15 protein-coding genes and 1 pseudogene are annotated in these 25506 nt (G+C 67.5%); 7 read left to right on the forward strand and 9 right to left on the reverse strand.

The features are described 5' to 3' along the window. Window positions 1-10: 10 nt before the first annotated feature. Window positions 11-4195, reverse strand: coding sequence for a transglutaminase family protein (locus ACH438_RS16020; RefSeq protein ID WP_397005666.1), 4185 nt, complete (start codon window positions 4193-4195; stop codon window positions 11-13). Between the two features lie 127 nt (window positions 4196-4322). Between ACH438_RS16020 and ACH438_RS16025 the strand changes: the two genes are divergently transcribed. Beyond that, window positions 4323-4526 carry a hypothetical protein gene (locus ACH438_RS16025; protein WP_397005668.1) on the forward strand — a complete coding sequence of 68 codons (204 nt, stop codon included), beginning with the start codon at window positions 4323-4325 and terminating at the stop codon, window positions 4524-4526. Then, complete coding sequence (locus tag ACH438_RS16030) at window positions 4523-5167, forward strand: hypothetical protein (RefSeq protein WP_397005670.1); 645 nt, start codon at window positions 4523-4525, stop codon at window positions 5165-5167. The genes ACH438_RS16025 and ACH438_RS16030 overlap by 4 nt, the downstream gene beginning before the upstream one ends. A 268-nt stretch (window positions 5168-5435) precedes the next feature. Here ACH438_RS16030 and recR read toward each other — a convergent pair whose 3' ends face one another. After that, complete coding sequence (gene recR, locus ACH438_RS16035) at window positions 5436-6044, reverse strand: recombination mediator RecR (RefSeq protein ID WP_397005672.1); 609 nt, start codon at window positions 6042-6044, stop codon at window positions 5436-5438. A 34-nt stretch (window positions 6045-6078) separates the two neighbouring features. Beyond that, the gene (locus ACH438_RS16040; RefSeq protein ID WP_397005674.1) at window positions 6079-6411 is read right to left on the reverse strand and encodes a YbaB/EbfC family nucleoid-associated protein; all 333 of its coding nucleotides are present in this window, start codon (window positions 6409-6411) and stop codon (window positions 6079-6081) included. A 99-nt stretch (window positions 6412-6510) separates the two neighbouring features. Here ACH438_RS16040 and ACH438_RS16045 point away from each other — a divergent pair, with 99 nt between their 5' ends. Beyond that, window positions 6511-7329 (forward strand): MerR family transcriptional regulator, encoded by an 819-nt coding sequence (locus ACH438_RS16045; protein WP_397005676.1) that lies wholly within the window; start codon window positions 6511-6513, stop codon window positions 7327-7329. Window positions 7330-7341: 12 nt separating this feature from the next. After that, the gene (locus tag ACH438_RS16050; protein ID WP_397005678.1) at window positions 7342-7689 is read left to right on the forward strand and encodes a VOC family protein; all 348 of its coding nucleotides are present in this window, start codon (window positions 7342-7344) and stop codon (window positions 7687-7689) included. 115 nt (window positions 7690-7804) lie between these two features. On the opposite strand, the gene ACH438_RS16055 is transcribed toward ACH438_RS16050, so the two are convergent. Then, window positions 7805-8239 (reverse strand): SRPBCC family protein, encoded by a 435-nt coding sequence (locus ACH438_RS16055; RefSeq protein ID WP_397006039.1) that lies wholly within the window; start codon window positions 8237-8239, stop codon window positions 7805-7807. A gap of 339 nt (window positions 8240-8578) precedes the next feature. Between ACH438_RS16055 and ACH438_RS16060 the strand changes: the two genes are divergently transcribed. Beyond that, window positions 8579-10009, forward strand: coding sequence for an FAD-binding oxidoreductase (locus ACH438_RS16060; protein WP_397006041.1), 1431 nt, complete (start codon window positions 8579-8581; stop codon window positions 10007-10009). Beyond that, window positions 10006-11322, forward strand: coding sequence for a class I SAM-dependent methyltransferase (locus tag ACH438_RS16065; RefSeq protein ID WP_397005680.1), 1317 nt, complete (start codon window positions 10006-10008; stop codon window positions 11320-11322). The genes ACH438_RS16060 and ACH438_RS16065 overlap by 4 nt, the downstream gene beginning before the upstream one ends. 285 nt (window positions 11323-11607) lie before the next feature. Here ACH438_RS16065 and ACH438_RS16070 read toward each other — a convergent pair whose 3' ends face one another. From ACH438_RS16070 to ACH438_RS16090, 5 genes and pseudogenes are all read right to left on the reverse strand, one after another. Then, the gene (locus ACH438_RS16070; protein WP_397005682.1) at window positions 11608-13023 is read right to left on the reverse strand and encodes an alpha/beta hydrolase-fold protein; all 1416 of its coding nucleotides are present in this window, start codon (window positions 13021-13023) and stop codon (window positions 11608-11610) included. Between the two features lie 214 nt (window positions 13024-13237). Continuing rightward, window positions 13238-16744: a protein kinase gene (locus ACH438_RS16075; protein ID WP_397005684.1), complete on the reverse strand. Its 3507-nt coding sequence runs from the start codon at window positions 16742-16744 to the stop codon at window positions 13238-13240. A gap of 319 nt (window positions 16745-17063) precedes the next feature. Then, a complete protein-coding gene (locus tag ACH438_RS16080) occupies window positions 17064-19217 on the reverse strand; it encodes a 3-hydroxyacyl-CoA dehydrogenase NAD-binding domain-containing protein (RefSeq protein WP_397005686.1) in 2154 nt (717 codons plus the stop codon). A gap of 62 nt (window positions 19218-19279) precedes the next feature. Further along, window positions 19280-20491, reverse strand: a complete 1212-nt coding sequence (locus ACH438_RS16085; RefSeq protein ID WP_397005688.1) for an acetyl-CoA C-acetyltransferase — start codon at window positions 20489-20491, stop codon at window positions 19280-19282. A gap of 2103 nt (window positions 20492-22594) precedes the next feature. After that, window positions 22595-24166 (reverse strand): annotated as a pseudogene (locus ACH438_RS16090) (DNA polymerase III subunit gamma and tau); the annotation flags it as partial. 398 nt (window positions 24167-24564) lie between these two features. Between ACH438_RS16090 and ACH438_RS16095 the strand changes: the two are divergent. Next, entirely contained in the window at window positions 24565-25401 is an 837-nt protein-coding gene (locus ACH438_RS16095; protein WP_397005690.1) for a hypothetical protein, read from the forward strand. The last annotated feature ends 105 nt before the right edge of the window (window positions 25402-25506 follow it).

The raw sequence follows: 25506 nt of genomic DNA on the forward strand, positions 1-25506 counted from the left end.
TCCCGGTTGCCTAGCGGTCGCCCACGCCCCAGACGGTGCGCGCCCGGCGCAGATCGAGAATCCCGGGCGCACCGATGTCCGTGGCCTGTACAGCCATTCTGGCACGCAACTCCGCGATGTCGACCGGCCCCGGCGTATGACCCGTGGCCTCGAATCGCCTGTTGCGCCGCGATTGCGCCACCATCGAATTCACCGGCGGCCCCGCGTAGAACATGCCGCCCGGATGACTGACGTGATACGTGCAGCCGCCACGGGACAGGCCCGTATCCAGATCGACCACATCGAACACCAGCGGCGCGTCCACCGTGATCGTCGGATGCAGGGACTCCGGCGGCTGCCATGCCCGATACCGGACGCCCGCGACCTGCACATCGGCCCGGCCCGCCGGAATCAACGGCAGCGGGAAATCATTGCAGGTCAGCGCATACCGGCCCCGATCGGCGCCAACCACCCGCACCTGCAGCCGCTCCACCGACGAGTCCACATAGCGGGCCGTGCCGGCGACCGTGGTCTGCTCGCCCAGGGTGTTCCACGGCTCGATCGCGCCGCGCAGTTCCACTTCCATATCCCCGAGTACCACCGTGCCGAAGCGCGGAAAACGGAATTCGAAGAACGGATCGAGCCAGCTGATATCGAATTCGATACCGTGCGAATGCAGATCGGCCGCGACATCGGCGATATCGGCCTGCAGGAAATGCGGCAGCAGGTACCGGCCGTGCAGATTCGCGCCGTGCCGCAGCAGCGGCGCGGTGTACGGCTGCTCCCAGAACCGCAGCACGAGCGCCCGCACCAGCAGCGACTGCACCATGGCCATGCGGAAATGCGGCGGCATCTCGAAACCACGCAACTCCACCAGGCCGAGCCGGCCGCGCACCGAATCCGGGCTGTACAGCTTGTCGATACAGAACTCGGCACGATGGGTATTGCCGGTCAGATCGGTGAGCAGATGCCGCAGCGCGCGATCGACAGCCCACGGCGGGGCGGGCTGTCCGGCTGCGGGAGCGCCGCGTACACCGGAGTCGCGATGGCTCAGTCGCGCGATCTCGGCGAACGCGATCTCCAGCTCGTACAGGACATCCTCGCGGCCCTCGTCGACACGCGGCGCCTGCGAGGTCGGGCCGATGAAACGACCCGAGAACAGATACGAGAGCGCCGGATGCCGCTGCCAATACGTGAGCATGGAAACCAGCAGGTCCGGACGGCGCAGCAGTGGCGAACGCGCCGGCGTGCGACCACCCAGCGTGATGTGATTCCCGCCGCCGGTCCCGCGATCCGTGCCGTCCACATCGAACGATTCCGTGCTCAACCGGGCCAGCCGCGCCTGCTCGTACAGGGTCTCCAGCAAGCGCGACTGTTCGGCGAAACTCGAGGTCGGCTGCACGTTCACCTCGATCACACCCGGATCCGGAGTGATCGACAGCGAATGCAACCGGCCGTCGACCGGCGGCGCATAACCCTCCAGCACAACCGGCTGCCCGGCCGCCACCACCGCCTCCTCCACCCGGCGCACCAGATCGCAGAACGCACCGAATTCCTCGATGGGAGGCAGGAATACGAACAGGCGATCGGCACGAACCTCCGCGACCAGCGCGGTGATCGGCGCCCGCGCGGCCGACTCCACGATCGCCGGCGGCTCATCCGAAGCCAGCGGCAGCCGTGGCGCGAACGGATCCGCCTCGGGCCGCGGCGGCGGTGCGTTCCAGGCGATCGACCGCAGCGGCAACCGCAGCCCGGCCGGAGAATCCCCCTCCGTCAACACGATTCGCCCCCGCCGCAACCGCCAGTCCGCACTCGCCCACCCGGCCTCATCGGCACGCCGATACAGCGACAACACATAAGCGGCCGGCTCACCGACGGCAGAATCCAGCCTCGCGAGCAACTCCTTCCGAGCCTGCGCCGAATCCTCCCCCGGCACCAGATCTTCCTCCGGATCAACCGGTTCCCCATACGGCACAGCCACTTTCGCCGCCGTCCGCAGCAGCGAATCCTCATAGGCAGGCCGCACCTGACTGTCCGGCAACCCCAGCCCCTGCGCGATATGAGCGAGCACCGCCCGAGCAGTCTCCGACTCCGCCTGTGTGACAGCGGATTCCGTCAGGCCGGCACCCGATCCCCGCAGCCCGGGACGAGAGGTCCGCGGCAACGTCGCGACCGCCGCACTCTCCTCCTCCTGAGGACTCCGGCGCTCCCCCACCACGTCCCGGCGCTGCATCCCGGAGCCACTCCCCGCCCGCTCGTCGATCCCATTGATCCGCTGCCGCAGTTCACCTTCCGACCCCTGCTCGCCATCGAGCACGGAACTGTCCCGATGACCTTTCGCCCCTCCCGCGCCATACTGATCCGCCAGCGCCTCAGCAAGATCCGACGGGTCCGTCATACCCGCCCGGCGCCGCTCCCCCGCAACATGCGCCCGCCGCTGCTCCTCGGCAGCCTTCGCGCGACGCTTACCCGAAGCAGCGGCAATCGAGCCCGCATCCATCTTTTCGTGCGGTTCACCGCGCTCACCGGAGCCGGCAGAGTCGGCCATCCCGAACTCCTCACCGACCTCGATGGCGCTGCCACTATCGATCACATCGACCGCGTCCGAAGCGTCGCGAGGGTTCCCCTCGTTGCCGGCTTCAATCGCCTCGCCCTCGTCCATCGCGCCGCTCGAGTCGGTCGCACCGCTTGGATTCACCGCGCCAGCCGTGTTCACCGGGTCGATCGCGTCCGCCGAATCCACTCCGACACCGATGCCCATCGCGTCACCTGAAATCACCGCGTCGGCCGTGTTCACGGCACCGGCCCCGTCAACCGCGACGATCGCGTCCGCCGAATCCGCTGCCGCACCGTGGTGCATCGAGTCGAGCACGTTCGCTCGACTGCCGCTGCCGGTCGGGTCGAGCCGGTTGGGTGGGGTGGTGGGGCGGTCGTGTGGGGGGAGCCAGGGGTTGTCGAGGAAGTCGGGGTGGCGCCAGAGGGGGGCGGCGTCGCCGCGCCAGAGGAGGGCTATTTCCCAGCGGGGCAAGGGTTCTCCGGGGTACCACTTGCCTTGGCGGTATTGGGCAAGGCCGGTGGGGGCGTAGATGCGGCGGAGGCGCTGGGCCAGGTCGGCGGCGCGTTCGCGTTTTTGGGGGCCGTCGGCTTCGGTGTTCCATTCGGGGGCGGTCTGGTCGTCGATGGAGACGAAGGTGGGTTCGCCGCCGACCGTCAGGTCAATGCCTGCCGATTGGGTGCGCGCGTCGATGTCCGCGCCGGCGGCGGTGATGTGCTGCCACTGAATGTCGGTGTAGGGCAGGGTTACTCGGGGATCCTCGTGGATGCGGTGGACCGTGTTGGAGAAGTCGAGGGTCGCGTTCACCGGGTCGGTGGCGCCGGTGATGGGCGCGGAGGAGACCGGGTGCGGGGTGGCGGCGAGGGGGATGTGGCCCTCGCCGGCGAAGAGGCCCGAGGTGGCGTCGAGGCCGACCCAGCCGGCGCCGGGGAGGTAGACCTCGGTCCAGGCGTGCAGGTCGGTGAAGTCGGCGGGCGGGCCGGACGGGCCGTCCAAAGACGGTACGTCCTGGGCCAATTGGATGAGGTAGCCGGAGACGAAGCGGGCGGCCAGGCCGTACTCGCGCAGGATCGAGACCAGCAGCCACGCCGAGTCTCGGCAGGATCCCAGCGCGGCGCCCAGCGTGTGATCGGGCGTCTGCACGCCCGGCTCCATCCGGATGGTGTACCCGACATCCTGCCGCAGCGCCTGATTCAGGCCGATGAGGAAGTCGATGGTGCGCGGGCGGCCCTGTGGCGCATGGCCGCGCACCCAGTCACGCACCGATGCGCCGGGCCCGGAACCGGTTTCGCCCTCGTCCACGGGCCGTAGATACGGTTCCAGATCGGCGGCGAGCTGCGGGGAGTACGTGAACGGAAAGTATTCCGCGTGCTCCTCCACGAAGAAGTCGAACGGATTGATGGCGTCCATGTCGGCGATCAAGCCGACCACGATGGACAGTTCCGTCGCCGGTTCGTTGAAGACCAAGCGCGCCAGGAAATTACCGAACGCGTCCTGCTGCCAGTTCACCCAATGGTCGCCCGGGGACACCCGCATGGAATACGCCTCGATGGTGGTCCGGGTATGCGGCGCGGGCCGCAGCCGGACCACGTGCGGATGGATACGCACGGGGCGGTCGAAGGTGTAGGACGTGCGATGTTCGAGGGAAACCTTGATTCCCATTACTCCAGTGCACCACGCAGGAGGGCGCCGCGGTGCGGTATTTCCCGACAGCACGGGCGACACGCGGTGACCTCCCACAGTTGTCACACCGAGGTGATAGGACCGTAAAGACGATTGGAGGAGTTGCATGAGCACCTGCTCGCTCTGCGAAGCGGCCCTCGATCACTGCCACGGCACGCTGATCGTGCACGCCGCCCGCGCCGCGGAATGCACCGATCCCGCCTGCATCGTGCCGGATCGGCTGCGGCACACCTGGATCGCCGATTGCTCGGATGTAGCCGGGGGGTGCGAGTGCCTCGACCTCGGGGCGGACACTAGCCTGGCCGGGTGAGCTACGACCACGTAATACTCCCCGCCGGCGCCGTTTCCACCGCCACCCAGGTGGACGGTTTCCTGACCGCCCAGGACGGGCAACCGGTGGCGGCGGCCATTGCCGAGATCGCGGCCGAACTCGACAAGCGCAATGCCGAACTGCCGGAGGCGGACAGCTTCCTCGCGGTCAGCCCGGTCGCCGATGCCGCGCTGGGGGAGGCGTTGTTCGTGTCGAGTCCGTACGACGCCATCGGGCATGTGCGCGGGCTGCTCTTCGAGCTGGCGACGCCGCGCGGGTACGCGGTCTACGATCCGCAGCTGTCCTGGCTGATCGATCCGGACGGGTCCGTACCACTGGCAGTCACGCACGGCGGGGCCGGTGAATTCCCTTATCTCACAAAAGCCCTCGTGGAACTGTGGATTCCCGAGCTGGGAGTGCCCGGTCCTTATCTGATCGCGGATCGTGGTGATCAGTTCTATATCCAGACCTACCGGCACGAGGACGGTCATTATGACCTCGAATATCGGGAAGGGTCACCGGAAAAGCATTTCGCGGCGGTCACGGATGATGCACGAATTGTGTCGCAGCTCATTTGGGATTGGGCGAACGGCGATCGGGCGCGATTCGACACGCTGAATTGGGAAAAACTCAGCTTTTGATATGCGGGACGTAGTATTCGGTTTATGAAGCTACGCCCGAAGTTGAGCACCCCGGTGTTACGCAAGGGTTTGGCCGTTGTCGCAGGACTGGCAGCAACATTCGCCATTGCTGTGGCATTGCACGCCAGCGGCGCCGGCGCGGAAATACCCCGGAACAGCCAGCACATCCCCTGCCCACAGCCGGCGGCGCTACCAGCACCGCCGACCTGGACATGACAACTCTCGTAGCCTCTCAGGGGTAACCCCTGAGACCCCGAAAACCCCAGGGTCAGAGCGCTCGACGTCCCGAAAGCGCGCGCCCCAGAGTCAATTCGTCGGCGAATTCGAGGTCGCCGCCCATGGGCAGGCCGCTGGCCAGGCGAGTCACGCTGAGGCCGGGGAAATCCCGGAGCATGCGGACCAGGTAGGTGGCCGTCGCCTCGCCCTCGGTATTGGGGTCGGTGGCGATGATGACCTCGGTGACGTCGACGCCGTCGTCCTGATTTCCGATGCGGGTCAGCAATTCCCGGATGCGCAGCTGATCCGGGCCGATGCCCGACAACGGATCCAGCGCGCCGCCGAGCACGTGATAGCGGCCGCGGAATTCGCGTGTGCGCTCGATCGCCTGCACATCCTTGGGCTCCTCGACCACACAGATCATGCTGCGGTCGCGCCGCGGATCCGAGCAGATCCGGCACAATTCGCCGTCGGAGACCGTGCCGCAGACGGCGCAGAATCGCACGCCGTCCCGCACCTTCTGCAGGGCCGCCTGGAGCCGATCGATCTCCGGCGGCTCCACCGAGAGCAGATGAAAGGCGATGCGCTGGGCGCTCTTCGGGCCGACGCCCGGCAGTTTGCCCAGCTCGTCGATGAGATCCTGTACCGGACCCTCGTACACGCCTCCTCCTCTCCGCGGCTTGCCCCTGACACCCTCAGAAACCGGGGAGCGCGCCGCCGCCGAGCCCGCCCGCGAGCGGTCCCAGCCGGTCCGCGGCCAACTGCTGCGCATTGTTCATGGCGTCGTTGAGCGCGCCGATCACCAGGTCCTGCAGCGTTTCCACATCCTCCGGATCCACCACCTTGGGATCGATGGTCAGCGACAGCACCTCGCCGGTGGCGCGGATCTTCGCGCGCACCAGGCCGCCGCCCGCCTCACCGTCCACCTCGGACTCCGCGATCTCCTGCTGCGCGGCCATGACGGCCTGCTGCATCTGCTGGGCCTGGGCCATCAACTGCTGGATATCGAACTCTCCACCGGGCTGCACGGGGATTCCTCTCTGCGGGGACGATTGCCACCCAGCCTAGTCGCCGCCGCCCACGGCGTTTCTTGACTCTCCCGTCACTGGAGAGTGTTCGCTTAGGGCATGACGGCAACCGTTCCCATCGGTGAGTTCTCCCGGCTCACGTACCTCACGGTGAAGACGCTGCGGTACTACCACGAGGTCGAACTGCTGGAACCGGTCTCGGTGGACCCGAGCTCCGGCTACCGGTTCTATTCGACCGATCAGGTGGATCAGGCGCATCTCATCCGGCGGCTGCGGGAACTGAACATGCCGCTGCCGGAGATCCGGGAGGTGCTGCACGCGCCCACCCAGGCGGCGCGGGACGCGGCATTGCGGGCGCATCTGGACCGGATGGAAGCCGAGCTCACCCGCACCCGGGACGTGGTGGCGTCGCTGAAGGCGCTGCTGTTGCCGTCGCACCGGATCAGCGTCGAATACCGTTCCATCCCGAGCCATCCCGTGCTGGCGATCAGCGACGTGGTCACCCGGAACGCGATCGATGTCTGGTGCGAGAGCAGTTTCGGCACGCTGTACGAGATCCTCGCCGCCGCGAACATCGCGCCCGCAGGGCCCGGCGGGGCGAGCTATGCGCCCGAGTTCTTCGAGGAGGACACGGGTGTGGTGGTGGCTTTCGTGCCGATCGACGAGCGGCACCGGGAACATTTCCGGCACCAGCGCTCCGGCGCCGTCCTCGACCTGCCCGCCCGCCGCTTCGCCATCGCGGTGCACGCGGGCCCGTTCACCGATTTCGACCGCACCTACGGCGCTCTGGGCAGCCATGTGGCCGAACACGACACCGCGCTCACGGAACCGATCCGCGAGCGCTACCTGGTCGGGCCCGGCGATGCCGAGCCGGCCGACTACCGCACCGAGGTCTGCTGGCCCATCGGCCGGCTCTGAAAGGAACACGACATGGCACTCGACATCGCCAACATCACCTTCGACTGCGCGAATGCCGCCGAGCTGGCCGGCTTCTGGGCGCAACTGATGGAACGCCCGGTGGATCCGGAGGCGAATGCCTTCTTCGCGACCGTCGGCCGCACCGGGGACGGCCCGACGCTCATGTTCATCCAGGTCGGGGACAAGACTCCGGGCAAGAACGTCGTGCACCTGGATCTGCACACCGACGATCTGCCCGGTCAGCGCGATCGCGCGGTTGCCCTCGGCGCCAAGCACATCGGCGACTTCGACGAATACGGCGTCGTATGGACGACATTCGCCGATCCGGAGGGCAACCTCTTCGATATCGCTGCTGACTAGTCCAGCGGCTTAAGCGAGTTCCTTCTTCAGGTTCTCCAGCACCTCGGCCTGGATCTTCTATGCCGGCTCGTCAACCAACTGGCTTGGTTACGGGCCTCCGACAGAAGCCCAAGGGCTAGGCCAGCTCCCGCTTCAAATTCTCCAGCACCTCGGCCTGAATCTTCTTCAGGCCGAGGGGGGCGAAGATGCCTTCGAAGATGCCGCCGATGCCGCCGGCGCCCTTCCAGCTGGTGCGGACGGTGACGAGGGAGCCGCTGCCGGAGGGGGTGACGGTCCAGGTGGTGACCATGGAGGAGTTCGAATCGCGTTCCGTCACCATGGAATCGGAGACGGTGACGGCGGCGCGCACATTGCGGGAGCGCTTCTCGGTGGCCTGCAGCGTCCATTCGGCAACCGTGCCGGCGCCCTTACCGCCCTCGACCACCTTGTAGTCGCGGTAGTGCGGGGAGAGGATGCGCGGGCGCACTGTCTCGTAGTCCGCGATCGCTTCGAGGGTGCGCTTCGGATCGGCCGTGACGACGATCGAACTGGAGGCGCTGACCTGTCCCACCATGTGCTCCTTACTGTGCCGGCTCATGGACCAACAGGCTTGGCCCACGGGCTATCCAGAGTCTCCCCTGTTGCCGCCCGGTCATGCTACGCCCGATTTCGAGCTCTCCGGATCAGTCGGTATCCGGTTTCACACCCGGTCGAATGTGGAATGGCTGCGGCGAACCTTCCATCAAACCGTTAGCTAACGTAACAATCGTCACGATTCGGGCGGGAATAACCACGAAGCGCGGCTGGTAGCACCCTTCGACTGGTATGCAAACTATGAGTGAAAACCCGCCCCGCCGGGGTTCCCCTGCTGGCCGTACCGGTCGGTGCACGATAGGTTTCCGAGGTGGCAGTGAGTCTGTTGGGGAAGGCCGGCCGCGCACCGGCCGCACAGGAATCAGGGTTCGCCGCGCACCAAGCCGGAGTCGACCGCCTCCTGGCCTCGTACCGCGCCATCCCACGGGATGCCAACGTGCGATTGGCCAAGAAGACCTCGAATCTGTTCCGGGCGCGCGCCAAGAACCCCGCACCCGGACTGGACGTGTCCGGATTGACGCAGGTCATCAAGGTCGACCCCGGAGCGCGCACCGCCGACGTGGCGGGCATGACCACCTACGAGGACCTGGTCGCCACCACCCTCCGCTACGGCCTGGCGCCGCTGGTGGTGCCGCAGCTCAAGACCATCACCCTGGGTGGTGCGGTCACCGGGCTGGGCATCGAATCCACCTCGTTCCGCAACGGCCTGCCGCACGAATCGGTGCTGGAGATCGACGTGCTGACCGGCGCCGGTGAGATCATCACCGCCACCCGCGACGGCGCGCACTCGGACCTGTTCCGCGGGTTCCCGAACTCGTACGGCACGCTCGGCTACTCCACCCGGCTGAAGATCGAGCTGGAAACCGTGCAGCCGTATGTCGCCCTGCGGCACATACGCTTTCACGACCTGCGCGAGCTCGAGGCCACCATGGCCCGGATCATCGCGGATCGCTCCTATGCGGGCGAACAGGTCGACTACCTCGACGGCGTGGTGTTCACCGCCGACGAGTGCTACCTGACCGTGGGACGGCAGACCGACGAGCCGGGACCGGTCAGCGATTACACCGACAAGAACATCTTCTACCGGTCGATCCAGCACGATTCCGAGGAACCGAAGCGGGACCGGCTCACCATCGCGGACTACCTGTGGCGCTGGGATACCGATTGGTTCTGGTGCTCACGGGCTTTCGGCGCACAGAATCCGAGCATCCGGCGGTTCTGGCCGAAACAGTATCTGCGCAGCAGCTTCTACTGGAAGCTGATCGCGCTGGATCACAAGTACCACATCGGCGACAAACTGGAGGCCCGCAAGGGCAATCCGCCGCAGGAACGGGTCGTGCAGGACATCGAGGTGCCCATCGAGCGCACCGCCGATTTCCTGGAGTGGTTCCTGCGCGAGATTCCGATCGAGCCGATCTGGTTGTGCCCGTTGCGATTGCGCGACACCGGCGGGGAACGGCCGTGGCCGCTGTACCCGCTGGAACCGGACCGTACGTATGTGAACGTCGGTTTCTGGTCGGCCGTGCCGACCGTCCCGGGACAGGGCGAGGGCGTGGCCAACCGCGCCATCGAACTGCAGGTCTCCAAACTGGACGGTCACAAATCGCTGTATTCGGACGCGTACTACGGCAAGGATGAATTCGCCGACCTGTACTACGGCGGCGACACCTACGCCGAGCTCAAGCAACACTACGACCCGGACTCTCGCTTACTGGATCTGTATTCGAAGGCGGTGCAACGCAAGTGACCACGTTCAAAGATCGTTCCGACGTATTCACAGAACTCGGAACAAAACTCAGCATTGCCGAGATCTTCGAGACCCTCATCGACGGGCCCGTGCCGCTCAAGATCACCGCATATGACGGCAGCACAACCGGACCGCAGGACTCGGATTTCGGCCTGGAGATCAAGACGCCGCGCGGCGTCAACTACATCGCCACCGCACCCGGCGATCTGGGCATGGCCCGCGCCTACATCTCCGGCGACCTGATCGCCCACGGCGTGCACCCCGGCGACCCGTACGAGCTCCTGAAGGCCATGGGGAGCATGAAGTTCCGCCGGCCCACCGCCCTGCAACTGGTGGTCATCGCGCGCTCGCTCGGCTGGGATCTGCTCAAGCCGATCGCCCCGCCGCCCCAGGAGACGCTCCCGCGCTGGCGGCGCATCGCCCTGGAAGGACTGCGGCACAGCAAGACCCGCGACGCCGAAGCAATCCACCATCACTACGACGTATCCAACACGTTCTACGAATACGTGCTCGGCCCGTCCATGACCTACACCTGCGCCGCCTACGGGGATCCGAGCTGGACCCTGGAAGAGGCGCAGGAGAACAAGTACCGGCTCGTCTTCGAGAAGCTGAACCTGAAGGCCGGTGACCGGCTGCTCGACATCGGCTGCGGCTGGGGCGGCATGGTGCGGTTCGCCGCCAAGCGCGGGGTCAAGGTCATCGGCGCGACCCTGTCCGCCGAACAGGCCGAATGGGCGCAGGCCAAGATCGCCGAAGAGGGACTCTCCGAGCTCGCCGAGGTCCGCCACTCCGACTACCGCGACGTGCGCGAGAGCGGGTTCGACGCGGTGTCGTCCATCGGGCTCACCGAGCACATCGGCGTCGCCAACTACCCGGCCTACTTCGAGTTCATCAAGTCGAAGCTGAAGGTCGGCGGGCTGTTCCTCAACCACTCCATCACCCGGCCGGACAACACGCGCATCACCAAGGCGGGCGACTTCATCGACCGCTACGTGTTCCCCGACGGTGAGCTGGCGGGCTCCGGCCGCATCATCAGCGAGATCCAGAATGTCGGACTCGAGGTGATGCACGAGGAGAACCTGCGCTACCACTACGCGCTCACCCTCGCCGAATGGTGCGACAACCTGGTCAAGAACTGGGACGCCGCCGTCGACGAGGTCGGCGACGGCACCGCCAAGGTCTGGGGCCTCTACATGGCCGGCTGCCAGCTCGGCTTCGAACGCAATGTCGTTCAGCTGCACCAGATCCTGGGCGTCAAACTCGGCCCGGACAGCGCCTGGACGGTGCCGCTGCGGCCTTGGTGGAATGCATAACAACTCTCGTAGCTCGCGGCTCCACCTCCCTGCGCCGGGGTGAACCCCTGAAACCCCACCAAATGTTTCGGGCCTCCGCGATTACCGCGGAGGCCCGAAAACGTAAGGCGGGCTTGGCCACAACCCTGCACCCGGAAACCGCCGGGCGGGTTGGGCCACAACTCTCGGCCCCGAAACCGCCGGGCGGGCTTGGGTGTAAACGCGGGAGCCCGGTGGTGAAAGAGTAAGGCGGCGGCGCGGATTCCCTTCCGCGCCGCCGCCTTTATGTCGTCCCTGAGCCCTGAATCAGGACGACATGCCTTGTACCGGGATGCCGAGGCGGGCGGTCATCCACGGGAGGGAGGAGGTGAAGGCGGCGGCGGCGAACTGCCAGGTGTGGCCGCCTTCGGTGGTGTGCACCGTGCAGTTGATGTTGACCCTCTGGCCTTCGGCGCAAAGGGATTCGGCGGCGCCGACCTCGCCGGTCTCACCGAAGGCGTCGCGGCCGCCCATGCCGACGGTGCTCTCGCTCGGCTGGGCCTGCTGGAGCATCTTCTTCACGTTCGGGTCGGAGATCATCTTCTTCTGCCACGCGGGCGGGGTCAGATCGTCGAAGAGGCCGACCGTGTCGGTGTAGGGGCCGTGCTTCTGCATGACGGTGGTGGGGTCGTAGGCCGCCCACGTCGCCTCACTGCCGCCGAAGAGGCGGGTGATGGTCTGCTGCTTGTTGCCGGCGTCGGGGCCGAGGTCGCCCGCGATGTCCACGAAGGTGCCGAACAGGTCCGGGTGCATGACCGCCAGGTCGACCGCGCAGGTGCCGCCCATGGACCAGCCGACGATGCCCCACTTGGCCGGGTCCGAGGACGCGCCGAAGGTGGACTCCACGTACGACGGCACATCCTTGGTGAGGTGGTCGGCGGCGTCGCCGCGCGGGCCGTTCACACATTCGGTGTCATTGTTGAAGCTGCCGCCGGAGTCGACGAACACCATGATGGGCGCCTGCCCGTTGTTGGACTTCGCGAAGTTGTCCACGGTCGGCATGATCTGACCGCTGCGCACCCAGTCCGCGGGCGTATTGAACTCGCCGCCGATCATCATGATCACCGGCAGGGTCGGCGGCTTGGGCCCCTGGAACCAGGCCGGCGGCAGGTACACGTACTCGGTGCGATGATTGAAGTGGCTGCCCGACTCCGGGATGTCCACCGGCACGATCTTGCCGGTGTCCACGTTCGTGTTCCGCAGCGAGGTCAGCGAGGCCAGGCTGGTCTGATGCGGCAGCGGTTCGGCCGTCAGCGCGTCCCACGCGGCATTCGCGGTCGGGTAGTAGCCCACCCACTGGTTCAGCACCACGCCGACGTTCAGCAGCGCCACCGGCACCGCCAGGATGGCCGCGGTCCGCTGCCACCAGCGTCCGGTGCGGATGCCGAGCACGGCCGCGGCCAGTGCCGCGCCGGCCATACCGATGGTGATCCACAGCAGGACCGGTGCCGGGTCCGACGCGAGGCCTTGGTTATTGGTGTAGATCCAGGACGCCCAGGCGATGCCGACCGCGATCACCAGGCAGATCGGCACCCACAGCAGCCACCAGCGCCGGGTGAACCGCGCGAAGGCCACGATCAGCAGGAAAACCGCCACGAAGGTGATCACCTGCGGCAGCCAGCCGTGGAGTAGCGAAATTCCATGGTGGAAGCCCGGGTACCCGACCTGGGTCTGCGCAGGCATTTGAGGTGCCGGTGGCACCACGGGAGGAGATTGCAGCATCGACGTCACAGGCACGTCGGCGATTCTCGACACCAATCCTCGAGAAACCCTGTGAACAAGCTCCATGGCGGCTGGTTACGTAATACAACGGCAACATCCATGTAGCCGATCGGACGCTCGGGCACACCGGATCGGACGCTCGCCCAGCATAGTCGCGCCACCCTCCCGCCGCTGGTCAAAGCAGAGAATCGAGAAAAGCCCGCGGCACCTCGTCCTCCCCCGGACCCCCGTCACCCAGCGGCATCTCGTGGCGCAGTGTTCGCAGAATGTTCAGCACCCCTGGACCAGCGTCCAGCAGCGGTCGCCGCCAGCCCAATTCGGCACACCGCACCACCACCGGCGACAAGGTCGCGATCGACTCACCCAGCCAGCCCGCCGCCGACAGGCACTCCGCGAGCAGCAAGGCCGAATCCAGTTCGGCCCGCGGCCGCCGCTGCTCCTTGATGCGGCCGAACAACGCCCGCGCCCGCTTCACCGCCGTGTCATCGGTGCCCAGCGGCGCGAGATCGTCGTAGCCGCGATCGTCACCGCGGTAATGCCGGGCCAGCAGCGCCCGGATGGTGGCGATCTCCTCGGCCTCCGCCGCCAGCGCCGCCGCACCCGTGCCGTGCCGCTGCGCACGCACCATGGGATCGGTGACCAGCCCGGCGGTCAGCGCATCGGACGGGAGACCGAGTCGCAGGCGTTCGGCCCGCACGTGCGCGGCCAGCCGGGTCAGCTTGCGCTCCGCGGCGATCCGGGCGCCCTCGTCCAGGCGGGCGCCCGCGGTCTCCAGATCGCCGTGCACGGCCTTCACCCGCGCACCCGTGACGAAGATGGTCACCAGGAAGTCGACCGGGCCCACGCGGGCGGTCATCTCGTGACTCTGATCCAGCAGCGCCTCGGCGGTATCGAGTTCGCCGCGGCGATAGGTCACCTCGCCGAGCAGCGCCGCCGCCACCCGCACCGAATGCGACCGCGACCCCGCACGATCCCGGGCCGTCTGCCACGCCTGCTCGAAAAAGCGCGTGGCGGCCTCCATCTCGAGCTGCTCGTAGGCGGCCGCGCCCTGCGCGCACAATCCGAACACCTCACCCAGCGGATCCGCCGACTGCTGGTGATACGGCGCGGCCCACTCCTGCATCTCCCGCGCGCCCTCGAAGTCGAACTCGCACAATCGCACGAACGACGCCAGATTCGCGGCGGTCGACACCGTCCACGCCGGCAGCTCATCGGCCAGCCGCAGACAGTCGGTGAGCCGATCCAGCACCCCCTCGGTGCGATCCCGCGCCACCTGATCGGCGGCCGCCAGCACCGCCGCCTGACAGCGCTGGTTCACCGCCTCGGCATCGGTCGGCGAACTACGCGCCAGCATGTTCGACAACCGGCCCAGCGCGCTGCGGGCCGCACCCGACTGCTGCAGATTCACATTCGCGCGAGCCAGCGCCATCAATAACTTGGAGCGCGAAGCCACCTGCTGCACCGGCAGTTTCGACACCGTCCCGAACAAGGTCGCCAGCCGGGACCGGTCGATGAGATCCATGCCGCCGTTCTCGACCAGGTCCAGGGCGTATTTGAAATCGGTGGCGGCCAGCGCGTGATCCACCGACTGCCGGATCTGCTGATGTTCGGCGAACCAGCGGGAGGCCTTGCGGTGCAGGGCCTTCAGCTGCGCGGGCTGCGCGCGATCCAGCCGGGCGCGCAGATGCTCGGCCACCATGGGCTGCATCCGGTACCAGCTGGATTCGTCGGAAGTCCGGTGCACGAACAGTTCTCGCTGCTCGGCCTGGTCCAGCAGTTCCGCGGCCTCGCGGTCGCCGGTGAGGGCTTCGGCCAGTGAGGCGTTCACCCGTTCGGGCACCGCGATGGCGGTCAGGAAGTCCAGCATCCGCGGTTCCAGCCCGTCCAGCACGTTCTCGGCCAGGTATTCGCGAATAGCCTTGTTGTCACCGGAGAGTCGCGAGATCAGCTTCTCCGCATCGTGATCGGAGGCGCGCAGCGACAATCCGGCCAGCTGGATGGCGGCGGGCCAGCCGTCGGTGGCGGTGTGGATCTGCTCCACCTGCTGCTCGGTCAGCGCCAGCCCCATCCGGTCCACCAGGATCTGCCGGGTCTCCGCCGCGGTCAGGCGCAATTGCGTGGACCCGATCTCCACCAGCTCGTCGGCCACCTGCATGCGGCTCAACGGCAGGCCCGCCCGCTCCCGGCTGGTGATCACGAAACGCAAGTGGTGGCAGCAATTGTCGAGGAGGGACTCCATCACCCGGTGCGCGCCGGAATCTGTGATGCGATGCCAATCATCGACCACCACCACGATGCTCTTGTCCCCGGCGTGCACCTCGTCGATGAGCGCGGTCACCGCGTACGGCACCGCCTCGGCGGGCCGCTCCTCCAATACCTGCTCCAGCCCCGCGCCGAGTTCCGGCCGCACCCGCCGGATGGCGGCGATGATGTGCGCGAGCAGCCACACCTCGTTGTCGTCGTCGCGATCGATGGCGATCCAGGCGACCGTCGTCCCGCGATCGGTCAGCTCGGCACACCACTGCGCGGCGAGGGTGCTCTTACCGAAACCCGCCGGACCGTGGATCACGGCCAGCCGGCGTTTCCCGCCGTTCCGCAGCGTGTCCAGCAGTCGTGGCCGCGGCACCGGCTCGCGGGCGGGGCTGGGCGGCTGGAATTTCGTTGTGGCCGTGGGCGGCAGCGTATTGCCGGGCGGCTGGGAAACGGTGCCCGATAATACGGACGAGCGGAAGGTCAGCGACCGGGTGCGCGGCGCCCCGGCCAGGGTGTGCCGCGAATTTTGTTGCGACACAGTCACCTCTGATTGTGCCCCGGCGACATCACCGGCCAGCAAGGCCATTTCGTCCGGCACCTGCCCGTGCCCGCTCTGCACCGTGCGCAGCAGTTCACCGAATTCCACCGCCGATTCCGGCCGGTCCCGCGGGTCCGGCGCCATGGCGGCCTCGATGGCGCCCGCCACGTCCGGTGGGATCTCCAGCTCCCGCAGATCCGGCACCGGCTGGCTGGTGATGCGCAGGAACTGCGCGACGATCTTCTCCCCCGACTGCCGCTCGAAGGCCGCATGCCCGGTCAGCAAGGCGAACAGGGTGGAGCCGAGCCCGTACACATCCGAGCGCACGGTCGGCTCGTCACCCTTGAGCACCTCCGGCGCGGTGAACGCCGGGGAGCCCGTGATGAGGCTGGTCGAGGTGCGGAATCCGCCTGGTATGCGGGCGATTCCGAAATCCGTAAGCTGGGGTTCCCCGTACCGGCTGAGCAGCACGTTCGCCGGTTTCACATCCCGGTGCAGCACCTGGGCGCGGTGCGCGGTCTCGATGGCCCCCGCCAGCTTGACCCCGACCCGCAGAGAATCCGCCCAGGTCAGTGGCCCGTTCTCGCGGACCAGCTGTTCCAGCGAGCCGTGCGTGGCATACGGCATGACGATGTAGGGCCGCCCGCTGGGCGTCACGTCCACCTGCAGGATGTCCACGATGTTCGGATGCCCGGAGAGCCGGCCCATGGCGTGTTCCTCGCGCAGGAACCGTTCCCGGCTCTCGTCGTCTATCTCGGTGGACAGCACCTTCACCGCGACGACGCGGTCCAGAACCCTTTGGGCACAGCGGTACACGACCCCGAACCCGCCCCGCCCTATCTCCTCGGCATCGAACAGGCCCATCGCTTCCAACTCATCGATGATGCTCACCGGGAGGTAGGACTGGGTGGAGCTTTCGGGAGGGGTCGAATCGTTCCGGGAGTCTCCCGGACGCGCCTGTGGACTCATCTCCCACCACCTCGAACTGGAAACAGCGCGTACCGAACGTACGGGCTATTCCGGATCACCCGCGCATATTTCAAACGTAGCGCGGCTGGTAGCGGCCTGGGGAGATTTCGACGAGGTACAAAGGGCCCGACCAGTCCGGACACCATCCGGGGCCGAAACGGACACGGCCCGGACCGCGAGGAACGCGATCCGGGCCGTACCGAAACATCGGGACTGTGGCGCAAATGCGCCCGCAGCTCCCTTACTTACGCAGCGAGGCCGGAACCTCGAAGCGCTCGCCGAACTTGGCGGCCAGCTCGTCGGCACGGGCCACGAAGGCCTCCTGCCCGCCCGGGTAGCCCACGATGAACTGGTGGGTGCCACCGGTCCAGGCCGGGAAACCGATGCCGAAGATCGAGCCGATGTTGGCGTCGGCGGTCGACGTCAGCACGTTCTCGTCGAAGCACTTCTGGGTCTCGATGGCCTCCGCGAACAGCATGCGGTCCTTCAGGTCCTGCAGCGAGACGCCCGCGGGCAGCTCGGTGGAGGTCTTGAAGGTGGAACGCAGCTCCGACCACAGGCCGGTGGCCTTGCCGTCGGCGTAGTCGTAGAAGCCGGCGCCGCCCGCCTTGCCCTTGCGGTCGAACTCGCCCACCATCTTGTCGAGGATCTTCGCGGTCTCGCCCGAGGCGGCGTCGATCGAACCACCGGCGGCGGTGATCGCCTCGGCGGTCTCCTTGTAGATCTTCTGCATGGTGGTGAAGTTCAGCTCGTCCGACAGCTTCAGCGGCGCCGCCGGGTAGCCCGCCTGCAGACCGGCCTGCTCGATGGTCTGCGGGTCGACGCCCTCACCGAGCATCATGATGGCCTCGTTGATGAACTTGCCGATCACGCGCGAGGTGTAGAAGCCGCGGCTGTCGTTGACCACGATCGGGGTCTTGCGGATCGCGAGGGTGTAGTCGTACACCCGGGCCAGCGCCTCGTCGGAGGTCTTCTCGCCCTTGATGATCTCGACCAGCGGCATCTTGTCGACCGGGGAGAAGAAGTGGATGCCGATGAAGTCCTCGGTCCGCTTCACGCCGTTGGCCAGCAGGGTGATGGGCAGGGTCGAGGTGTTGGAACCGAGCAGCGCGTCGGCGTCCACGATGTCCTCGATCTCGCCGAAGACCTTCGCCTTGAGCTCCGGGTTCTCGAACACGGCCTCGATCACGAAGTCGACGCCCGCGAAATCCTTGGGGTCGGCGGTCGGGTGGATCTTGGCGAGCAGCGCGGCCGACTTCTCCGCGGTGGTCTTGCCGCGCGAGAGCGCCTTCTCCTCGAGCTTCTCCGAGTAGTTCTTGCCCTTCTCGGCCGCCTCGATGGTGACGTCCTTCAGCACGACGTCGAAGCCGGCCTTGGCGGAGACGTACGCGATGCCCGCGCCCATCATGCCCGCGCCCAGCACGCCGATCTTCTTGATCTCACGCTTCGGCACATCCTTCGGGCGGGAGCCGCCGTTGTTGATGTGCTGCAGGTCGAAGAAGAACGCCTGGATCATGTTCTTCGCGACCGGGCCGGTCAGCAGCGAGACGAAGTAGCGGGACTCGATCAGCGACGCGTTGTCGAAATCGACCTGCGCGCCCTCGACCGCGGCGGCCATGATGGCCTTGGGGGCCGGCATGTTCTGGCCCTTGAGCTGCTTGCGCAGGTTGGCCGGGAAGGCCGGGAGGTTGGCGGCCAGGGCCGGGGTGGTGGGGGTGCCGCCCGGGATCTTGTAACCCTTGACGTCCCACGGCTGCACGCCGCCCTCGGGGTTGGCCTTGATCCACGCCTTGGCGGCCGGGACCAGCTCCTCGACGGAGGACACGACCTCGTGGATCAGGCCGGTGGCCTTCGCCTTCTGCGCGGTGAACTTGTTGCCCTGCAGCAGGACACCCATCAGGCCGTTCGCGATGCCCAGCAGGCGGGTGATGCGGGTGACGCCGCCACCGGCCGGGAGCAGGCCGAGGGAGACCTCGGGCAGGCCCAGCTGCACGGCCTTGATGTCGGCCGCGATGCGGTGATGGGTGGCCAGGGTGATTTCCAGGCCGCCGCCCAGGGCAGCGCCGTTGATGGCCGAAACCACCGGCTTGCCAAGGGTTTCCAGGCGACGCAGGTCGCTCTTGATGAAGGTGAGCTCCTCCATGATGGCCGCCGCGTCGTCCGGGGTGGTCTGCATCATGTTCTTGAGGTCGCCGCCGGCGAAGAAGGTCTTCTTCGCGGAGGTGATGACGACACCGGTGATGTCGTCCTTCTCGGCTACCAGGCGGTCCACAGTGGCTCGCATGGAGTCCTTGTAGAGCTGGTTCATGGTGTTGGCGCCCTGGTTCGGGTCATCCATGGTCAGCACGACGATACCGTCGGCGTCCTTGTCCCAGCCGATCATGTTCTCGGTCATTGTTTTTGAGTCTCCTGATGACGAAAGTCTGTGTCGGACTGCAGCGATCGCAGCGGTGGGCGTCAGACGCGCTCGATGATGGTGGCGACACCCATGCCGCCGCCGATGCACAGGGTGACCAGCGCGTACCGCGCGTTGCGGCGGTGCAGCTCGTCGACCATGGTGCCGGTGATCATGGCGCCGGTGGCGCCCAGCGGGTGGCCCAGGGCGATGGCGCCGCCGTTGACGTTCAGCTTCTCGTCGGGGATCTGCAGATCCTTCTGGAACTTCAGGACGACGGAGGCGAAGGCCTCGTTGATCTCGAACAGGTCGATGTCGTCGACGGTCAGGCCCGCCTTGGCGAGAGCCTTGTGCGCGGCCGGGGTCGGGCCGGTCAGCATGATGGTGGCGTCCGCACCCGAGGTAGCGGTCGCCACGACGCGGGCGCGCGGGGTCAGACCCGAAGCGGCGCCGGCCTCTTCGGAGCCGACCAGCACCAGCGCGGCGCCGTCGACGATGCCGGAGGAGTTACCGCCGGTGTGGACGTGGTCGATCTTCTCGACGTAGGTGTAGCGCTGCATGGCGACGGCGTCGAACCCGCCCATGTCGCCGATGCCGGCGAAGGCCGGGTTCAGCTTGCCCAGGTCGGCGGCGGTGGTGCCGCGGCGCAGGTGCTCGTCGTTGTCGAGGACGGTCAGGCCGTTGATGTCCTTGACCGGGACGACCGAGCGGGAGAAGTAGCCGTTGTCCCAGGACTTGGCGGCCAGGTCCTGCGAGCGCACGGCGTAGGCGTCGACGTCATCGCGGGTGAAGCCCTCGATGGTGGCGATCAGGTCGGCCGAAATGCCCTGCGGCACAATGTAAGCGTTGTAGCTGGTCCAGGGGTCCATGAACATGGCGCCGCCGTCGGAGCCCATCGGCACGCGGGACATGGACTCGACGCCACCGGCGAGGACGAGGTCGTCGAAGCCGGAGCGGACCTTCTGGGCGGCCAGGTTGACGGCCTCCAGGCCGGAGGCGCAGAAGCGGTTGATCTGAACGCCACCGACGGTGTCGGGCAGACCCGCGGTGAGAACGGTGGTACGGGCGATGTCGGCACCCTGATCACCAACCGGCGAGACGACGCCGAGGATGATGTCCGAGATGCGGTCCTCGTCCAGGTTCGGGAACCGGTTACGCAGCTCCGCGACCAGACCGGTGGTCAGGTCGATCGGCTTGACCGAGTGCAGCGAGCCCTTCCGGTTACGGCCGCGCGGAGTGCGGATGGCCTCGTAAATGTAGGCCTCAGTGGTCATATCCGAGTTGTCCTCTCTTAAGGTGCGCCGACACCGCGTTGTGCGGAGCGGCCGCTCGTAACCTCGTCGACCAGTCCGGGGACCGGCCGTCCTGACGCTGTACAAACAGCGTCACGAGCAGGCTTGTTGACGCTCCAGTAGCCCTTATGCCTGGGCATACCTTAGAACCTCGCGAAACCGATACTCACGGCCACCCGATCATAGTACCGCCGGATGCGAACTCCGGTTAACTTAATGTGCCTCACAGGGGAACTGTCAACCCTCCAGAGGTGTGGCCCCCAACTCCGAGCGCAGCAGATCCAACGCCACCTCATCGGGGTCGCGGCGTTCGCCGGGGGGCACCGGAAGGGACGATTCCTTCAGCATCTCCTCTTCCTCCTCCGGCGTAGCCGCAGGTGGGACGCCGTCATAACCTACTGGCGAGTAGTCAGTAGGCCCCGGGTCGTCCGGAAGGTCCGGCCCGTCGGGCAGCGGAATATCGTCCTCCGCCCACGGATCGGCGCCTCCCGAACCGGTCCCGCCTTCCGCCGCACCGCCCGGCGCGGCATTCCCCTTCGCCGTGCTCGACCGCACGTATTTGGGTGCCGCCGCCGCTCCCCCACCATTGACGACAGCGGTCTCCTGCCCACCGATGCCCGTGCCGGCCCCACCGGCCGGTGCTACCACTGCGGCGTCGGCCACGCCGCCGGCTAGCCCACTCGCACCCTGACCCGCCTGCCCACCGGGCGAAGCTCCCCATCCACCCCCGTTACCACCGCCCGCAGGCGTCCCCCAATCGTCAGCCCCCGCCTGGGTCGCGACAGCCGCCTCCGCACCCGCCGCCTTCGTCTGACTCGGCCGCGAGAACTTGGGCGCAGCCTTCTTCTCCGCAGTCTTCGCCCCCGCCGGAGCCGCCCCACCCCCACCCGCGGGCGGCGCGGCGACAGCCTGCGGCGCACCCCCGACCTCCCACTTCACATCATGTTCCCGCCCCAGCACGGCCTTCACGGCCGACCGCACAGCCTCCAAGTTCTTCGGCTGCGAAAGCCGCTGCGCCAACGGCGCATGCTGGTGCGCAAAAACAATCGTCTCCCCCTCGACCCGCACCACCGAGGCCCCCGACAACAAGGCCTGCACCGCAGCCCCGAACTCCCGCACCTTGGCCCGAATATCAGCCCAAGCCGCCTCGATCTCCCGCAAAACATCCTCGGTCCCACCCGCGGGAGAGACAGCCGCAGCACCGGATTCGGCCGCCTCGCCCGCACCGGACACGTCAGCCTGCTCGAATTCCGCTACCGCAGCATCGGAACCAACCCCGCCCGAGGCGTCGAAAGCCATCGCGGCAGAGGCTGCGGGCACGGCGGACGAGTCATCCGCTGCGGCCTCCACGCTCGCACCCGAGCGCGCAGGCGGAGCCATATCCGTGCTCTCGACCGAAGCGCGCTGAGCCACGGCACGTTCAGCAGGATGCGCGGGCGCGGCGACGGATTCGGCCGCGCCGGAGATCTCCTCCGCGGCCGGTTCATCGGACACGGAGACCGGGAGGACCATGTCGTCCTGCGCAGCCGGATCCGATGATTCGACAGAGGGCCTCGCCCCGGAACCTTGCTGGGCCGCAGCGCGTTCGGCCGGATGAGCAGGTGCCGCAGCCGCTTCGACCGCGCCGGAAATCTCCGGTATGGCAGGTTCATCGGACGCGGAAATAGGCCGGGCCGTATCGATTTGCCCTGCAGGATCAGGCGACTCAGCGGCGGGTCGAGGCCCGGAAGCCTGCGGCTGCGCCGGTGCTGTCACCCCTTGCGCGCCCGATTCGGGCTCGGCGATGGGCAGTTCGGCCACTGGACCACGCACGGCATTCATTTCGGGCGGCCGCACTGCCGCCGGGCGAGCGACGTCCGCCGCATCCGGCGCACTGTCGACCTGCGCTTCGGCAGGTTCCGCCTCTGCGGAGGAGAGCTCATCGACCCGCGAATCATCCTGTGGTGCAGCACTTTCCGCCGCACCGGCCAGCGGAGCCTCCGCCACCGCGGCGGACTGGGGTGCCGCAGCCTGAACAGGCAGCGCGGCGACAGGGGGCGGCGTAGTGACCGGAGCGGAAGGCGTTTGCGCCGAATCTGGTACACCCGCCGCCGTGGCAGCAGCCGAGGTCTGCGTAATGGGCGCTGCTGCCGGATCGGGCTCCGGTCGCGCCTGACTCGCTGGCGCGGCGGCGGGAGCCGTCAAGGCCTGAGCAGCGGGTTGCGACGCCGGGACGGAAGGTGTTGCCGGCGGCACAGGAGCTGCCGTCTGGGCAACAGACCCTGAGGCAGCTGCTGCCGGGACCGGAGCGGTAGGCGCCGAGGCCGGCGCGGGAGTGGTTGAGGGAACTGTTTTTTCGGCGCGCAGGGCTGCGAGGGCCTCGGCGCCTCGGCGGCGGGGGGCGCCGCCTGCTGCGGCGGGCGGCGGCGAGCTCGGGGCCTGGGTGGTCGGGGAATCTGCGGGGCGCACCGCGGTGGAGTCGGCGGGGCGGGCGGGGGGCGCGGCGGCGGGGGGGAGGGCGCCGCCGGCGAGGCGGCGTTCGAGGGTTTCGAGGCGTTGGAGGGTGGCGGTTTCGGTGTCGGTGGCCGCGGGGAGGAGCATGCGGGCGGCGATTACCTCGAGGAGGAGGCGGGGGTTGGTGGCGCCGCGCATGTCGCCGAGGCCCTCGTGGAGGAGTTCGGCGTGGCGGGCGAGGGTGGCCGGGCCGAGGGAGGCGGCTTGGGCGCGCATGCGTTCTATGACGTCGCCGGGGCCGGTGACCAGGTTGCGGTCGGTGGCGTCGGGGACGGCGCGCAGGAGGATGAGGTCGCGGAGGCGTTCGAGGAGGTCGGTGGCGAAGCGGCGGGGGTCGTGGCCTGCCTCGACCACTCGGTCGATGGTGCCGAAAAGGGCTGCGCCGTCGGCGTTTGCGAGAGCCTCGACCGCATTGTCGATCAGGGCGACGTCGGTGACGCCGAGGAGGGAGACGGCGCGGGGGTAGGTGACGCCGTCGGGGCCGGCGCCCGCGAGGAGCTGGTCGAGGACGCTGAGGCTGTCGCGCGGGGAGCCGCCGCCGGCGCGAATCACCAAGGGGTAGACCGATTCCTCGACCTGGACGCCTTCTTGGTCGCAGATCTTGCCGAGCAGGCCGCGCATGGTGGCGGGCGGCAGCAGGCGGAAAGGGTAGTGGTGGGTGCGGGACCGGATGGTCGGGAGGACCTTGTCCGGTTCGGTGGTGGCGAACACGAAGATGAGGTGAGCGGGCGGCTCTTCCACGATCTTGAGCAGCGCGTTGAAGCCCGCGGTGGTCACCATGTGCGCCTCGTCGACGATGAAGACGCGGTAGCGCGATTCGGCGGGCGCGTAGAAGGCGCGGTCGCGCAGTTCGCGGGTGTCGTCGACGCCACCGTGGCTGGCGGCGTCGAGCTCGATGACGTCGAGGTTGCCGGACCCGCCCGGGCCGAGCGCCACACAGGACGAGCAGACGCCGCACGGCGTCGAGGTCGGGCCCTGCACACAGTTCAGCGAGCGCGCGAGGATGCGCGCGGAGGACGTCTTGCCACATCCGCGCGGACCCGAGAACAGGTACGCATGACTGATCCGCCCGGTATCCAGCGCTGTACTCAGGGGTTCGGTGACGTGCTCCTGCCCCACCACTTCAGCGAATGTTGCCGGTCGGTATTTCCGGTACAGAGCCACGGCAGAAGGGTACCGGGAGCTGCCGACAGTCCGGCGCCGCACTACGACTCCGGAGCCGTCGGCTATGTGATGTAGATCACATGCAATCTTCACGCCTGTTCGATACCGACCGGACCGAACTCGAGGCCCGGGAATTGTCTCAGCAAATTCTTAGCGTGATTCCTGGATACCCAACCCGGACGCCGTCTCCAGCCAAGATCACCATTTACTGACGCGCGTTCGGTTTCAACTCCGCATTGCGGACATAACGATCCCATCAATCGATAGCGCAAGATCGCAATCGTTTGGCTAACGTGGACCTCGGCAACTTCGGTAGCCAAACCTTCATCAGGTTGGTGGCCCCGGCCGGTCCCTCATCCCGACCGGGGCACAACCAAATCTTCCGGAGGATCTTCCAAGTGCCGTCGCACGACGACATCGCCGCAGCCTGGCTCTCCAGCACCGAATTCGCGGGTGACAATGCCGCGGTCGGATTGCTCTCCAGAGCCATCAATCCGGCGACATACGACATCAAGCGCGCATCCCTGCCGGTGTCGGCCGCCGCCGATCCGGCCACCGCGGGCGCCATTCTCGAACTACTGCAGCGCGGCCAGGTACCCACTCTCGCCGCCATCGAGACCCTCATCGTGCAGAACGACATGCGCGCCGAGGCCGAGCGCATCGAGCGGCTGGGCCGCCGGGCGCAGCGCAGCATCGACGATTTCGGCCGGGTGCTGGCCAAGCTCACCGACGAGTACTGGGTGCTACACGGCACCGGTCCCACGCGCCGCGACATTCTGCTGTCGGAACCGGTCATCGACCTCATTCGCGATCGGGTCGGGGATATCCCGCCGACCGCGATCAAACATCTCTGGCTCATCGAGCGGGCGCAGCGCGCCGGCTGGATCGCCTACAACGCCACGCCCCGATCCCTGTGTGCCGGAAGGCGTTTCCATGCCGCACGGTACGGAAACCGGGTGTCGCTGCGACCGGTGAACACCATCGGCACGCTGGTGGCGGCCTATCTGCGGGATCAGGTCGCCGAGCACGACCGCCCGCCGCGCTGGTCGGTGCTGGCGTACGAACTGCGCGACGATCGCGGCCGGCGAGTGTTCAACGACACAGCCGATGCGCGGGCGCAGCAGCAGTGGCTGACCATCGCCGAATGGATGTCCCTCGAGGACGGCTTACCCATGCCCGGTCCGCGCGGTTTGCGGGCGCTGTCCCGTAAAGGGCGGGCCCAGCGGAACAACTGATTTCGCAAGGGTCCGGGTAACTCCGGGGGTACGTCCAGAATCGGTGCCGCGCAAAAACGCCGGCACGCATGCGAAACGCCGACGGCTCTCAGCCGGGCGCAGAAG

Source organism: Nocardia sp. NPDC020380 (genome assembly GCF_044386975.1).
GTDB lineage: Bacteria > Actinomycetota > Actinomycetes > Mycobacteriales > Mycobacteriaceae > Nocardia.